Raw genomic sequence first — 14627 nt, forward strand, 5'->3', positions numbered from 1 at the left:
GAAAAAACCATGGCAAAAGAGAAAATAGTACTCATAACCGGCGCTTCTAGTGGCATTGGTGAAGCAACGGCAAAAACCTTAGTAAACAACGGTCACAAAGTTATTTTAACCGCCCGTAGAGAAGAGCAACTTAATCAACTTGTTGCCGAGCTAGGCTCAGATAACGCACTGAGCGTAGCCGCAGATGCCACCGACTTTACCGCACTTGAAAACGTAGTTACTAAAGGCATTGAAAAGTTTGGCCGATTAGATGTAGCCTTTGCTAACGCAGGCATGGGTGTTTCAACCGCTGGCACCGAAAAAGGCGACCCCGATGAGTGGTCAACCATGATCGATATAAACATTAAAGCCCTACTGTGGACTGCAAAATTAACACTGCCGCATTTACGCCAAAACAAAGGTCACTTTATATTAATCAGCTCTGCCGCTGGCCGTAAGCCAATTGGTGGCTCTATTTACGGTGCCACTAAATGGTTTGCTTATGGCTTTGGACAAAACTTAGCAGAGGAAATGAGCGAGTGGAACGGCCGATGTACTACCATCGCACCAGGCATGGTAAACACCCCGTTTTTTGATGAAGCTAAACCCGACAAACTCGACCCGCAAGACGTAGCCGATGCGGTATTGTTTGCAATAGAAGCAAACCAGCGCAACAGCGTACGCGAGATTTATTTAATGCCAACTAATTAAAACGTTAATTGGTAGAGTTTGACTGTCAGGTTTAATGCTAATAGTGTTAAACCTGATGGTTGTTAATTCTAAATACCGGCTAGATAGAATGAAGGGAAAATATTCGGCATTAATAAAAACTTGTTATATATACAGTAACTCTAAACCTCCGTCACTAGGTTCAAATACTTCAAGCCAAATGGTAACACCATTTTCATCGCTACATTCAATATCAAAGGCTCCATCATAAACTTCAACTATTGTTCCAATATCACCGACCTGAGGAACTCTAGAGCCAAAGCTGTTTTCTGAATAGATAAATTTTTTATTAAGAGATATCACTTTTACGACAGAATATTGCTTCATTTGATTCTCAAGTACGTATAACTTTTTTACAAGCGGAAAATTATAGTTAACTATAATGTTTGAGGAACGAAAAATTGCCAACTTTAATTTTCCGTTTAATATTCTTGTTAGCTGCTTTTTAGATTGCGCTCTAAGAATACAACTCTCGTTTTACCCAGCTTTGCCGTTTTAAACTCAGAATAACCACGGCGTTTATACATCGCTAAATTAGAAGCACTAAACTCCCCTGTAAAAAGCTCAACACGATTAGCTTCTGGAAATACTGTTTCAAGTGAAGAAAGCAACTTAGAGCCAACACCCTGGCCATGCAGTTCAGGCCATACCGCCATGCGTCCAATATGACAACTACCAGCTTCTAAGCGAGCTTGACCGCTTGCCAATAACTTACCGTTATCAACAACTTTCAAAATAATTTTCTTCTCAAAGTCTGCTTTCAGTTCATCAAGCGTTTGAGTTAAAGGCGGGATATTAAAATCATTATGCAGTTCAGCTTCTGATTGATAAGCTACGCGCTGAAGTGCTAGTAAACATTCTGCATCTTCTATTGTGGCGTGAAATATTTCCATATACTCAATTCCTTTTGGCAGCTAACGCCCAAAGCAGCGGCGAGTTTACGAGTCCGACTGACTTTGATTGTTAGTTGACGACCGCTCGCGATGTGCACGTTGCAGGTCAAGTTTTCGGTTATTTTGTAATTTTGCTAAATCCCGTGCTCGACGATACACGGAAGCTAAAATTTTCAATACCGCAAGTTCGTTATTTTCATTTCGAAAGTAGAGCTTTGCTAAAGTTTCTTGCTTAACGCCCATTAGCTGAGATATTTCGATTACTGAACGATGAATGAAGGTCTTTTCTTTCTCTAAAAGGCTTAACTCTTCACTTCGAAGGTTTAGCCTCATAAGTTTTCTTTCACTCATTCCCTTATGAATCACGCTGTACGTTTTGTTACCAGCTAGCAAAGCAGCAGAAACATAGCCTACAATTTGTGCTACATCTTTAGCAACTTCTACTATTTGGGTTAACTCAATAAACCCAGGCGAAGCATACTGAATAGATTTAATATTTGGCTTATATTCCCGTGGCATCTTAGAGAATAGATTTTGGTAAAAATTTACTGCGCTGAAGCCACCTTGCCATGGATATTTCCCATAAATATACTGAATCTCAGCATCTAAATAGTCATCAGCGACATCCAAGGAATAAAGTAATCCATAAAGCTGAATATACACACGCGTCAATAAATTTAAGTCAGTTAGTTCCCAGCGACCATCTATGTATAATTTTATATTATCGACTTCCACGTATAACTTCCTTAGTCAACTAACTATTTAGTCTACGACATCTGTCGTTTTACAAACCGATAAATGTCCCTATATTACAGTGATTTCATGCTAGCTATAAAATAAACATCTGTAAACAGTTAGTTAGATTCGCCTTACCTTTTCTAAATGAAGCAAAACCCCAAAATGGTGGAGATCAGTAATATCAGACGTATAGCTGATTAGTTATACCCGTTGATTATTAATTAACAGGTTATATTTTAAATACCTGTGTTTAAACCAATAACGCGTACACCCCATAACCCTTAAACCTGTAACTCGTTATTGCTTATAAAATTAGTTAAAAATCATAATCTACTGCTATTGAATCCTCTGTATTTTTACTTCATATTAAATACTCTTATTTCTCACTTATTATGCTGTTATGTCATTTTTAAAATTTAGCCATGCACTTATTTTTACCTTTGCGAGTACCCTGTCGCTTACAAGCCATGCGGCGCTTGATAAAAACGAGCGTGAAATAGTAAAACAGGTCGATAAAAACATTCCCCAAGCACTTAAAGAAATAGAGCAAGCCGTAAATATTAATAGCGGTTCGCTTAATATTGAAGGTGTAAAAAAAGTAGGCGCACTGACAAGTGAACAGCTTAAAGCCATTGGTTTTAAAGTAGAATGGCTGGATGGCAGTGCGTTTAACCGCGCAGGACATGTACTGGCAACCCATGAGAGCAAAAACCCCGATGCAATAAAAATACTGATGATCGGCCATCTAGATACGGTATTTGCCAAAAACGATAACTTTACTACCTACAAACAACTTGATGCCGATACAGCCAGTGGCCCAGGCGTTGCCGATATGAAAGGCGGTAACACGATAATAATTACCGCACTTAAAAGCTTACAAGCCCTTAATTTACTCGAAAATGTAAGCATAAAAGTATTGCTGACTGGCGATGAAGAAAGCAGTGGTCGCCCGCTTAGCTTATCTAAACAAGCTATTGTTGATGCAGCAATTTGGGCTGACGTAGCGCTTGGCTATGAAAATGGCGATAACAATATAAAAACAGCTATGGCGGCGCGCCGTGGTTATACCGGCTGGACGCTAAATGTAACGGCAAATGCAGCGCATTCGTCACAAATATTTAGCGACAGCGTTGGTTATGGCGCTATTTACGAAGCATCACGCATTTTAAATGATTTTAGAGAGCAACTTGCCACGCAACCTAATTTAACATTTAACCCAGGGCTTATTGTGGGTGGTACCAATGCCGACTACGACAGTGCTAATTCGTCAGCAACGGCGTTTGGTAAAAGTAATGTAATAGCACAAACCGTGCATGTAGCAGGTGATTTACGCGCACTTTCGCCAAAGCAGGTAGAAAGCGCTAAAAGGGTAATGCTACAAATTGTGGCTAAAAACTTAGATGGCAGTAAAGCAGAGCTTATTTTTGAAGACGGTTACCCGCCAATGGCATTAACTGATGGCAATAAAAAGCTATTAGAATTATACAGCGACGCAAGTCACGACTTAGGCTTCAACAAAGTAGTAGCCGCCAACCCACGCAATGCAGGTGCGGCTGATATTTCGTTTGCGGCAAATCATGTTGATATGGCACTTGATGGTTTAGGCTTGATGGGCAGCGGTGCGCACACTAAAAACGAAACAGCCGATTTAACCAGCCTTGATAAAAACATTAAAAAAACGGCATTACTCATTTATAGATTAGGAAAACTGTAATAGTAAATGTATTTTAAAGATGAGCGTAGGCCAAATAATAACCGACCTACGCTTGTACTTACTTTTAAGACATTATTTTATACAGTAATTCTCGCACTGTGGCTGGTTCAAACGGTTTATCACAAATAGCATCAACTCCCGCTTGAGCAATATTAGCTAGGTGAGTGTCGTTTGCCTCTGAGCTCACCATTAAAATAGGAATATGTGAGTAGCTATTTGAGCTTCTAACGGCTTCTGTTAGTTCTCGCCCATCCATTTCTGGCATGTTGTAGTCGGTTACTATTAAGTCAAACGGTTGGTTATTCAAGTGCTCAATAGCTTCTTTACCATTTTCAGCTTCTATTGGTGAAGGTATTCCCATACCTGCAAGTACACGTATTATGTGTTTACGCGCAAAGCGGCTGTCGTCTACCACTAAAACTCGCAGCAACGTTACGTCAAAATGATCAAGTTCTACTTCTTCTTCGCTTATAATATCGAGGGTTGCTTTGAGTGCGCGGGTAATGGCTTTTGCGCTAAAAGGCTTAGGCAAAATAGCGAGCACACCCGATTGACGTAATTGCTCAAGGTATTTTTTATTACGCTCGCTCGATATAAGCATAAAAGGTTGATGCTCGGTGATAGGGTTTGATCTTATTTCTTGCAATAGTGAGTCGGCTGTCCCGTCAGATAAATACATAGAGCTTATAACTAGATCAGGGTGATAACTTGCTAATAAGCTAAGCGCTTGTGTTTGTGTAGATGCAGTTTCAACTTGTTTTACACCACTTTCTAAAAGCGATTTTATTATTATTTTTTGCTGAACCTCTGAAGGCTCTACAAGTAAAATGGACAAGTTTGCTATTGCAGTTAAGTCGCTCATTCAGATCTCTTTAGTATTGTTATAATCAGGATAATAATAACATTTTTGACTCGTTAATATTATATAAAGAGATTGTAATATTTAAGAAAACATTACCAACCCCTTTAAAATATAGCACTTATTAATTAGATTGAATGTAATCTAATGCATTCATTTTTTTATATGTGACGTTAGCGTGCAAAATATGTGCAGGTTCAGGGTCAACCACTTCAACAGGAATGTCGTAATTTCGGGCTATTTCAATTGCCATTTGCGTAATATTGACGCTAAACGAGGTGCCCATAAATACAATTTTATCGGCGTTGAGCATACGCTGTTGTGCTTGTGTTATTCTGTAAAGCTCGGTGTAGTATTCGTCAAATAATAAAACAAAGGGCTTAAATGAATGGTTTAGCTCAGGCGTTTGGTTTTGAATATTAAATAGCTCAAAAAGAGACTCTTGCAGGCGGCTTTCGTCTACGCTATCCCACGGGGTGGCAAGTGGCATGACAGGCTCACCTTGCTCATGAAATAAGGTCATTTGATCAAGCCTGCCGTGTATCGCTATGTAATTTTTGTTACCCGCTTTGCCATCAAGCCCATCTATGTTTTGAGTAATTAGGTTTTTGTCACTTAGCCAATGGTGTACGTCGTTTGGGCCATGGTTGCGATACGTTGCAAAGCGATGGTAATACCATGCTAAAAACTCTTTTGGGGCGTTTTGATACATTGCGCGAGTTGCCATTTCCATAGGCGTATAATTTTTACTGCCAATGGTCCAATAACCATCCTCCCCTCTAAAGGTGGGAATACCACTGGCTGCGCTGACTCCCGCTCCTGTAATGTAAAGAGTGTTCACTTTTCAACCTCGTAACCGAGTACGTTAGCGCTTACTTGCTGACTGTTATCTATACCACCAATTCGATATAAAACCCCACTGTGCTCAAGTAAACCACGATGATCCATGCTCTTTACTTCAACTGGGGATAAAATCTGCCATTCGTTTTTATCACCACTAAAGCGCCAAACATGGTCACTTGCTGGTGCAGGTTTGCCGTCGTAACCTATTGCGCTGTAGTTATATGGGTTATTAGAGCCTGCCATCATATAAATATTGCCATTATAGCTGGTGGCTGCCATTCGATAGTGAGCGCTATCCGTTGGATGTGGCAAGGTACGCCAATCTATTTTTTGTGGATTAGTTGAATCTATTGTGCCTTTTAAGCACTGTGCTACACCTGCAAACGAGCGACGCGAATCAGAATTAGCTTGTGTTTTAACGCCATCACAAATAACAATGGTGTTACCACTAATAGCAGCGGCTTGGCCAAATACGGGCTCACCTAAAAATGGCGAGGCTTGTTGCCATGTATTATTTTGCGTGTCGTATACTTGTACTAAGTTTACGTTGCCGTCGTTATGCCAACCGCTTATTAGATAAATGTAACGCGCTTTGTAGCTCAGCGCGACGCTATCGTCTACGGGTACTGGCATACTCGCAAGATGAGTGTAGGTATCTTTTATTACGTCGTACCTATATACGTCGGGGCTTGAAACTTCAGTATGATCCTCTGCTACCGTATAGCCGCCAAACACATAAGCGTATTCGCCTAAGCCGGCTGCGGTGCTTGCTAAGCGCCCTTTTAATGGCAAGCTTGAAGGCACACCAGTTTTAGATTGCCACTGTGAATCGCCAACTTTAAGCGCCCACACTTTGTTATGTACGGACGAGTATTGTTTATCGCGCCCCAGCCCCATAAAGCTTAAAAAGTAAGGCTGATTTTTAACAATAACTTTAGCCACAGCATTATTTGCAACAGGCTCAGGTAAAGCGGGAAGGCTTGCTAACGCAAGAGAAAAAAGAAGGCTCATAAAGCAAGTAATTTAATAAGAATTAATACGCTCAGATTAAATTATTTTAGCCTTGTGAGCCAGTATTGTTATATCTAAATAATCAAACGCTTTTGATTGGTAACCATATAGTAGGCAATACTAATATGGTTACTAACGTGCGCCGCATTTTGCGCTTCATCAAGCATTGCGGTTGTATAATCAGTGACAGATACCTTGCTTTCGCCTGCATCATTAGTAAAAAATGTATTACTGCCGATACGGTAATTGCCTTCATTATCAACCAGGCATAACTTGTGCAGTTTATTTATCGAGAAACTACCACAAACTGCTGTAAGAGCATTTATAGATTTTTTAACGCAGCGCTGGAAAATCGCTATTAAAAATGTGGCGCTAAGTAATGTATTGTAGTTAAGGGCGTTGTGATGATGAGTTGTCTAAGGTGGTAGTTCAGCATGGTTTTTTAAGGTAAATAGGTTACGTTATCTAACCCTTGTTGTTTATTTTTGTACATAGCTTGATCAGCATATTTTATAAGTTCGTGATCTGTTTGGCCGTGCTCTGGGTAGTTTGCAATGCCAATACTGGGGGAAATATTTAGTAGTACATCATCTAACTTAAAGACAGCTTTAAACCCAGTGAGGACTTTATTTTTTATTCTGACGGTTTCGTGGCTAGAACTTAAGTTATCTAAAATAATTAAAAATTCGTCTCCGCCTAAACGCCCTACTGTGTCGTAATGCCTAACCGACGCTGAGAGCCTTTTTGCTATAGCACATAAAAGCTTATCGCCAGTTTCGTGTCCGTGGGTGTCGTTTACTGCTTTAAAGCCATTTATGTCTATAAACAGTAAAGAAAAAAATGTGTTGTTTGTAGTTGCACTAATAATTACTTTTTCAAATCGCTCCATCAATAAAGAGCGATTAGGCAAACCAGTTAACACATCGTGCCGAGCCATGTAATGGAGCTGCTCTTCCATTACTTTTCGCTCAGTTATATCGTGCGCAACTGCAATTCTTACTTGATGTTGCTCTGACCAACGAACAGACCATAATATATGGACTATTTGACCATCTTTTCTCATCCAGCGGTTTTCGAAGCGAGGGTTTACCGTTTCGCCAGACAATAGCGAAGTTACGGCGTTATGCGTTTTGTAATGATCACCTTCGTAAACATAGTTAATCATCTTTTTGCCTACAACTTCGTCGGCCGTATAACCAAAAATTTGCTCAAATGCTGCGCTTACAAAAACAAATGTGCCTTGTTTATCTACCACACAAACGGCATCAAGCATTAAATCGAGTACTGCTTCTACATTAATTAATTCATTTTTTATCATACTTTGGTGCCTTCAAAGCAAAACCAAGCAAATTTAAGTATTCTATATAGCTTTAACAAAAGCAAAGATAATTAAACCACAATCGCAGATAACACAGGGCTAGGTATAAATTGTGCCCATATAATTAATATTACTTTGAGAAGCATGATACGAAATAGTTAAGATTAAATATTTAATAACCGTAAATACTTTGAAGTTATTCTGAAATAGACTAAATTTTAAGTTGTATATAAACATATATTTATCAGTTATTTACATTTTACTGACTCTTTAATAAATATACTTATAAAGTTCATTTAACTATATTTTTACAGTTCAATTGGGCGAAATTAGACCTTTTAACTACTACAAAATTAGCTACCTTGATTTAATCTCACTTATGCTCTTACACTGTTAATGTATGTTAATATTGTGTGATATCACATGCATTACAAAAACAATGACTGTTTTTGATTTTTTGATTGCGCAGGAGACTTTTGGGTGAAAATATCACAACGTTTGTTTTGGCCATTACTTTTTGTTTGCCCTCTCTTAACGGCCGAGCCGTTTGAAGATGAAGACCTCGATCTTGATGCTTTAATGGGCATGGATGTACAAGCAACTTCTGCGATGAAAAGAGCGCAATCAGCATTTGATACCGCTTCATCTATTTATGTATTAAGTAAAAAACAAATTACTAATTCTGGTGCTACATCAGTACCTGAAGCACTGAAAATGGTGCCTGGTTTAATTGTACGTCAGCTCGATAACAATCAATGGGCTATTTCATCAAGAGGTATTGCTTCTCGATTTTCTAGCAAACTATTGGTTATGATTGACGGACAAAGCTTATATACCCCAAAATTTGCTGCAGTTTATTGGGAAACACTCAACGTTCCTTTGTATGACATTGAACGCATTGAAGTAATACGCGGACAAGGCGGATTACTTTGGGGTAGTAACGCAAATAATGGCGTGATTAATATCATTACTAAAAACAGTATTGATACTCGCGGTGGATACGCAAACGTAACAACTGGTAATCAAATAAATGTTGATGCAAATCTTCGTTACGGTGGTGATATAAGTAACGTAGGCAGCTACCGTGTGTATGGTCATGTAAAAGATGCGAATGAATCAAAAAAAGGGATCTTACTCGCACCTAACGATACAACTAAACAAAATTCCTTAGGTTTTCGGGCTGACTTTACCCCTAATGATGAGTGGTCTGCGCTACTTCAGGGGGACGTTACTCACTCAACACTTGGTCAAAACTACCGAGGTGTTATAGATGAAACCAACGAAAATATTTCATTCTCAGATGATTTAAAGCGAACAGACTCACGCATAATGGCGCGACTTGAAAACAGAGTGTCGCCCGATGCCAATCAAATGCTACAAATTTCTTGGCTGAAACAAAATGGTTCTCAAGATTATATTAAAGAAGATTTTGAATCGATAGATATTGATTATCAAATGAACTTCATATACCAATCTCTACAGCTAGATTGGGGATTAAACTACCGGTATAACTCTATCTCTTTCGCAGAAAGTGTATTTTTAGATAGCGATAAAAACTTTGATAACCTCAAACAGTTTGGTGCACTTGTTCAAGCTCAATACAATGTGACGCCTGACACACTCGATTTTATTATTGGTACTAAGCTTGATCATAACGATTTAACTGGCTGGGAAAATCAACCGTCAGCAAGACTTATATACAAACCAGTAGATAACCACCTTACTTGGGGTGCTATATCGCGAAGTGTACGTACACCAACATTGATTGAATTTAACGACAACTTTAAAGTTAATGGTACAGAAATTAAAGATCTTACCGGTTTAAGCTCTGGCTTTGGACAAATAGACGAATACCGAATTGCAACCTACCTAAATGGTAACGACAAAGTTAAATCAGAAAACTATCTATCTTATGAATTAGGCTACCGTTTTACTGCTAACGATTGGTCATTGGATCTTTCTACTTATTATACCGATGCTAATAACGTAGCGGTTATTGATATGAATACACATGCTGAACAATTCACTCCTATACTTGAATTATTTCTAGCAGGGAGAATCCCAGAAGTATTTCAAGCACTAACAATGACTCGCATAGATTTAGACTTTGCATCTGTAGCAGACACGACCACTAAAGGGTTCGACCTAGTTGTATCGTGGCAACCTGTTGATAATCTCAATACTGAGTTTGGTTATAGTTACACCGATTATAACTACGATTTACCTCCTCGAGTAGAGCCCGCAATCGGCTATGACTCTAAAAACAGGCAGTTATTTGCAAAAGCCGATTATTCTTTTTTAACCAACCATAATGTGTTTGCGACATTGCGCGCAATAAACTCAAATGCATATAACACTGATAATTACACAACGTTAGATGTTAGTTGGAATTGGCAAGCAACACCTGTGTGGTCTACTGCAATTTCGGGTAGAAACCTCTTTGCAGGTTCACATATTGAGTACAATAATACGCGCGAAACCTATACATTACCAAACTATATTGATGAATGTATTACATTTACAATTTCAGCAAATTTCTAAGTTAATTAGATGATTAAATTAAGAAGTTTTATTCACAGTAGCTTAATAACGTTGACACTTTTTAGTGCCAGCGTTTGTGCTGTTGAAAAAGAATACATGCTAAAAGCAGGCTTCTTATATAACTTTGCACGTTTTGGACACTGGGATTATCATTTAGAATCTCTTAATGAATTTATTATTTGTAGCCCTGATAAATACTTTATTGATGCGGCTAACAACGCTTTAAAAAGTCGCACTATAAAAAACTTACCTCTATACAATAAATTAATCACTCTTGATGAAGTAACAACCTCGGCGTGTAACATGCTATTTATTACCTCTGATACATTTATCGAATGGCAAAACGTAACACCTTTAGAGCTGAAAAACGTTATGCTCATTGGTGAAACAGACACATTTATTGAAAATGGCGGTCATATTAGGTTTTTTCTTTCCAGTGGTAAAATTCGCTTTGAAATTGCTCCGAAACAGCTTAAAGATGCAGGCATTACTATGAGCTCAAAAGTGCTACGCCTTGCCCGCGTTGTAGATAGGTAGTGCAATGAAAAAACTATTTGCATTAAATACGATGAGCAAAAAATTACTATTAATCTTAATGAGTGTTGCACTTGTATCAACCGCGACAGTAACCATTGTATTTAGTGCTTATGAAATCACTAGCGCTAAAGAGGAACAAATAGAAAGCTTGGGCTCTCTGTCAAAAATGCTTTCACCGAATATAACTACAGCACTTATGTTTGATGATTTAGATGCAGTGCAAGAGCTTATAAACCCAATACTTATACGTTCAGATGTTATTAGTATAATGGTAACAAGTATGACTGGTGAGGAACTTGTTATTGCGCAATCCGAAGATGAAGATATGGAGCAAAGTATTGAAGTAAGTACACCCCTTCAGCTCGATATGCATGATTACGGTATATTAAAAATACGCGCTAACAACAGCTACATTCAAGACAGAATTACTTTTTACTTTAAATTTATAATGATTTTGATGGTATTCACCTTTGCCATCAGCCTAATTTTATCTCTTTTATTAAGGCGTCGCTTTTTAAACCCTATTTTATATCTAGCTCAAACAGCAAATAAAATAACTACATCACACGATTATAGCTTACGCGCTAAACAGCTATCACAAGATGAAGTAGGACAATTAACCTCTTGTTTTAATGCAATGTTATACAACATTGAGCAAAGAGAAAATTCATTAGAAAACCAAGTTAGACTGCGTACTAATGAACTTGAAAATGCGAATATTCAGTTGCAACAGTATGCCTACCAAGATGGATTAACCGACTTACCGAACAGGCGTTATTTTTACGAAAAACTACAAAGCTTAGTAAGTATTAAGGGAATGAAGTTCGCCCTTATATTCATAGATTTGGATGGCTTTAAAGAAGTAAATGACAGCCTAGGTCACGACTACGGTGATTTACTCTTACACCAAGTAGCCACAAGACTGCAAAGTTGTATAACGACTAAAGATACAGTCGCACGTTTAGGTGGTGACGAATTTACATTAATTTTAGAGGGTGTAAATAGCCCGGATGAAGCATCAAAAATTGCCGAAGCTGTAAAAAGCAGCTTAATGCAGAGCATTAAAGTAAAAAAAGAGACAGTCTATGTTACTGCAAGCATAGGTTTAACATTTTTCCCTGCTGATGGTTTAACAGTAGAAGAGCTCGTTAGACGCGCTGACCAAGCAATGTATTTATCTAAAAATAAAGGGCGGAATCGCTATGAATTTTTCTCTTATGCTATAGAAGAAAAAGCCACAGAAAAGCGTCGTCTAATAGAGGAGATACGCACTGCAATTGTTAAAAACCAATTTGAATTATTTTACCAACCTATATTTTCAATTGACGGGAAATCAGTACCAAAAGCTGAAGCTCTAATTCGTTGGAATCACCCTGAACGAGGCCTAATAGGGCCAAATGAATTTATACCTGTCGCTGAAAAAAACGGATTAATAAACAATATCGGCCAATGGGTAAAATCTCAAGCAATTCAAGATACCGTCCAATTCAATGTTTTAAGTGAAAAGGCAATTCAAGTCAGTGTGAATACATCACCTCTTGAAATTGACCGTGCTGGTTGCTGGGTGGATGAATGGATTGTAGCAAGTAAAAAGTATCAACTACCTGCAAACACAATTTTAATTGAAGTCACTGAAAATACTTTAATGGATCCCGACTCGTCAATACAACGACAATTAAAACGCTTAAGCACTATTAATATAGATATTGCGATTGACGACTTTGGTGTTGGTTATTCTTCTTTGGCGTATTTACAACGCTTAGATATAGATATTTTAAAAATAGATCGCTCATTTATCAACGATATAGAATCAAACGATAATAGTATTGCTCTCGTGAAAGCTATTATCACTATGGCTCACAATCTAGACGTAATGGTGGTTGCTGAAGGAGTTGAGACACAAAAACAGTATGACCTATTAAAGCAGCTTGCTTGTGATTATATTCAAGGCTACATTTTTTCAAAGGCAATTACTAAACAAGAGTTTATGGAAAAGTATATAATACCAATCCGCAATAATACTTAATCATTTTGCGGGGCTAAACGGGTCGCTACCTGTGTTAAAAAATTCTCATTTACGACTGCATGGATGCAGAAGGTAGAGCAATGCAGGAGCAATTGCCGAGAACAACTAAATAGCAATTTTTTTGCCTAGCTATCAACACGTTTTCCATCCTCAAAATAGATCACTTAATTAAGCGAATTGGTATAAAACAAAAAAAAGTGATCTGATTTATGTCTATCGTGCTAGATTTTAGCAAGCCAATACAGAACACTTCTTTACTCTTGCCTTAAAAATCCATGTATTTAAAGCTCAATCCCAAGCTATAACCAGCGAGGGACTAGTTGTTTATACTCTTTATATTCTGTAGAAAAACGATGGGCTAAATGAGCCTCCTCAACTAATGTTTGTCTATATATAGCTGTAAAACCAATAACTAAACAGGTCAAACTAAATATACTAGGTAAGGCTAAAAAGAACCCCACCTGTGCAGCTACAACGCCTAAATACATCGGATTCCTAGAGTATTCATATAATCCTGATGTTTTAAGTTCATGTGGTCCCTTAGGATCAATTCCTGAACGCCAAAGGGCTGCCATATGAAAATGTACAAACATCGTTAAAATAAAGCCTGCGGTCAATAATACATCGCCAAATAATACGCCTGGCCAGCCATTGAGTATTGGGAATAGCCCAAGATAGCTATCTAACTCAGGTACAAACACTCTAATTACACATACAAACCAAATAGCAGCCCTGAAAAATTTAAAAACCATATGGTTCCACCAACTAGTACAAAATTTATCACCGGGATAAATAACGCCTGATGGTGTATTTCGATTTTTATAAATAATTCTAAATGTATAAAATCCGGCAACAAAAGTATAAAAAATAGCTAAGTAAACTCGGGTAAATTCAACTAGCGATGCAGAGTCATCTACAAATGTTTCATAAGGCATTTAAGTTACAGCTCACAATCATTATTGGTAGTAATTTTAAAACAACTAAGCCAATAGATTTAGTTATAAGATCATGAAATCATATTAGTATTCATTGCCCTCATAAACAAGCTAAGTCTGTGGTTAGTTAACGAGTTATAATGAACTAATCAAACTAATTTATAAATTCTGTTTAATACTTCACCTAAACAACTGCTTACACAAACCGAAAACGTAAATTCGGTAGTTCACAATTTTATTTTTATACCAATTAGCTTAATTAAGTGATCTATTTTTCCGCCCTACTCGATGGTGTTGGTATGAGTGTATATTAATTGCGCATATTTCATTTTTCTGCAAACGTAAAAAAGCCCGACTATTTCTAGTCGGGCTCTCTACGATTTGAAGCCTGGTAATGTCCTACTTTCACATAGCAAATGCTACACTATCATCGGCGCTGTTTCGTTTCACTACTGAGTTCGGCATGGAATCAGGTGGGTCCAAAACGCTATTGTCACCAAGCAA

Annotated in this window: 13 protein-coding genes and 1 rRNA gene; 5 read left to right on the forward strand and 9 right to left on the reverse strand. The window is 38.0% G+C overall.

What is annotated here, in order from left to right:
* Positions 1–9 precede the first annotated feature (9 nt).
* Entirely contained in the window at positions 10–690 is a 681-nt protein-coding gene (locus tag H5122_RS09430) for an SDR family oxidoreductase (RefSeq protein ID WP_182681448.1), read from the forward strand.
* Between the two features lie 123 nt (positions 691–813).
* On the opposite strand, the gene H5122_RS09435 is transcribed toward H5122_RS09430, so the two are convergent.
* The 3 genes from H5122_RS09435 to H5122_RS09445 all read right to left on the reverse strand — a co-directional run bounded on the left by H5122_RS09435 (position 814) and on the right by H5122_RS09445 (position 2336).
* Positions 814–1035, reverse strand: coding sequence for a hypothetical protein (locus tag H5122_RS09435; protein ID WP_008165689.1), 222 nt, complete (start codon positions 1033–1035; stop codon positions 814–816).
* Between the two features lie 107 nt (positions 1036–1142).
* The gene (locus H5122_RS09440; protein WP_182681447.1) at positions 1143–1601 is read right to left on the reverse strand and encodes a GNAT family N-acetyltransferase; all 459 of its coding nucleotides are present in this window, start codon (positions 1599–1601) and stop codon (positions 1143–1145) included.
* Positions 1602–1646: 45 nt separating this feature from the next.
* A complete protein-coding gene (locus tag H5122_RS09445; protein ID WP_182681446.1) occupies positions 1647–2336 on the reverse strand; it encodes a hypothetical protein in 690 nt (229 codons plus the stop codon).
* Positions 2337–2739: 403 nt separating this feature from the next.
* Between H5122_RS09445 and H5122_RS09450 the strand changes: the two genes are divergently transcribed.
* Complete coding sequence (locus tag H5122_RS09450) at positions 2740–4053, forward strand: M20/M25/M40 family metallo-hydrolase (protein ID WP_182681445.1); 1314 nt, start codon at positions 2740–2742, stop codon at positions 4051–4053.
* 64 nt (positions 4054–4117) lie between these two features.
* Here H5122_RS09450 and H5122_RS09455 read toward each other — a convergent pair whose 3' ends face one another.
* From H5122_RS09455 to H5122_RS09470, 4 genes are all read right to left on the reverse strand, one after another.
* Positions 4118–4915, reverse strand: a complete 798-nt coding sequence (locus H5122_RS09455; RefSeq protein ID WP_182671912.1) for a response regulator — start codon at positions 4913–4915, stop codon at positions 4118–4120.
* A 121-nt stretch (positions 4916–5036) separates the two neighbouring features.
* Positions 5037–5753: a Sir2 family NAD-dependent protein deacetylase gene (locus tag H5122_RS09460; RefSeq protein ID WP_182681444.1), complete on the reverse strand. Its 717-nt coding sequence runs from the start codon at positions 5751–5753 to the stop codon at positions 5037–5039.
* Positions 5750–6766, reverse strand: coding sequence for a kelch repeat-containing protein (locus H5122_RS09465; protein WP_182681443.1), 1017 nt, complete (start codon positions 6764–6766; stop codon positions 5750–5752). Before H5122_RS09465 ends, H5122_RS09460 begins: the two co-directional genes overlap by 4 nt.
* A gap of 442 nt (positions 6767–7208) precedes the next feature.
* Entirely contained in the window at positions 7209–8084 is an 876-nt protein-coding gene (locus H5122_RS09470) for a diguanylate cyclase domain-containing protein (RefSeq protein ID WP_182681442.1), read from the reverse strand.
* A 480-nt stretch (positions 8085–8564) separates the two neighbouring features.
* On the opposite strand from H5122_RS09470, the gene H5122_RS09475 reads away from it, so the two are divergent.
* The 3 genes from H5122_RS09475 to H5122_RS09485 are packed head-to-tail and all read left to right on the forward strand — an operon-like array spanning position 8565 to position 13188.
* Positions 8565–10625: a TonB-dependent receptor domain-containing protein gene (locus H5122_RS09475; RefSeq protein ID WP_182674872.1), complete on the forward strand. Its 2061-nt coding sequence runs from the start codon at positions 8565–8567 to the stop codon at positions 10623–10625.
* A gap of 9 nt (positions 10626–10634) precedes the next feature.
* Complete coding sequence (locus tag H5122_RS09480; protein ID WP_182674869.1) at positions 10635–11162, forward strand: YfiR family protein; 528 nt, start codon at positions 10635–10637, stop codon at positions 11160–11162.
* A 4-nt stretch (positions 11163–11166) separates the two neighbouring features.
* On the forward strand, positions 11167–13188 hold the full coding sequence (locus H5122_RS09485) for a bifunctional diguanylate cyclase/phosphodiesterase (RefSeq protein WP_182681441.1): 2022 nt from the start codon (positions 11167–11169) through the stop codon (positions 13186–13188).
* Between the two features lie 299 nt (positions 13189–13487).
* Here the strand turns inward: H5122_RS09485 and H5122_RS09490 are convergent, their stop codons facing one another.
* Together H5122_RS09490 and rrf are read right to left on the reverse strand one after the other, a co-directional pair.
* The gene (locus H5122_RS09490) at positions 13488–14123 is read right to left on the reverse strand and encodes an isoprenylcysteine carboxylmethyltransferase family protein (protein WP_182671906.1); all 636 of its coding nucleotides are present in this window, start codon (positions 14121–14123) and stop codon (positions 13488–13490) included.
* 386 nt (positions 14124–14509) lie between these two features.
* Positions 14510–14624, reverse strand: a 5S ribosomal RNA gene (rrf, locus tag H5122_RS09495).
* Positions 14625–14627: the final 3 nt, after the last annotated feature.

The organism is Pseudoalteromonas sp. SG43-8, from assembly GCF_014164245.1.
In the GTDB taxonomy this organism is placed as follows: domain Bacteria; phylum Pseudomonadota; class Gammaproteobacteria; order Enterobacterales; family Alteromonadaceae; genus Pseudoalteromonas; species Pseudoalteromonas distincta.

What these genes read in the sequence shown, in the direction of transcription:
- H5122_RS09450 (WP_182681445.1), top strand. Translation starts at nt 2,740, where the DNA reads ATGTCATTTTTAAAATTTAGCCATGCACTTATTTTTACCTTTGCGAGT.
- H5122_RS09435 (WP_008165689.1), bottom strand. Translation starts at nt 1,035, where the DNA reads ATGAAGCAATATTCTGTCGTAAAAGTGATATCTCTTAATAAAAAATTT.
- H5122_RS09430 (WP_182681448.1), top strand. Translation starts at nt 10, where the DNA reads ATGGCAAAAGAGAAAATAGTACTCATAACCGGCGCTTCTAGTGGCATT.
- H5122_RS09470 (WP_182681442.1), bottom strand. Translation starts at nt 8,084, where the DNA reads ATGATAAAAAATGAATTAATTAATGTAGAAGCAGTACTCGATTTAATG.
- H5122_RS09440 (WP_182681447.1), bottom strand. Translation starts at nt 1,601, where the DNA reads ATGGAAATATTTCACGCCACAATAGAAGATGCAGAATGTTTACTAGCA.
- H5122_RS09465 (WP_182681443.1), bottom strand. Translation starts at nt 6,766, where the DNA reads ATGAGCCTTCTTTTTTCTCTTGCGTTAGCAAGCCTTCCCGCTTTACCT.
- H5122_RS09480 (WP_182674869.1), top strand. Translation starts at nt 10,635, where the DNA reads ATGATTAAATTAAGAAGTTTTATTCACAGTAGCTTAATAACGTTGACA.
- H5122_RS09455 (WP_182671912.1), bottom strand. Translation starts at nt 4,915, where the DNA reads ATGAGCGACTTAACTGCAATAGCAAACTTGTCCATTTTACTTGTAGAG.
- H5122_RS09485 (WP_182681441.1), top strand. Translation starts at nt 11,167, where the DNA reads ATGAAAAAACTATTTGCATTAAATACGATGAGCAAAAAATTACTATTA.
- H5122_RS09490 (WP_182671906.1), bottom strand. Translation starts at nt 14,123, where the DNA reads ATGCCTTATGAAACATTTGTAGATGACTCTGCATCGCTAGTTGAATTT.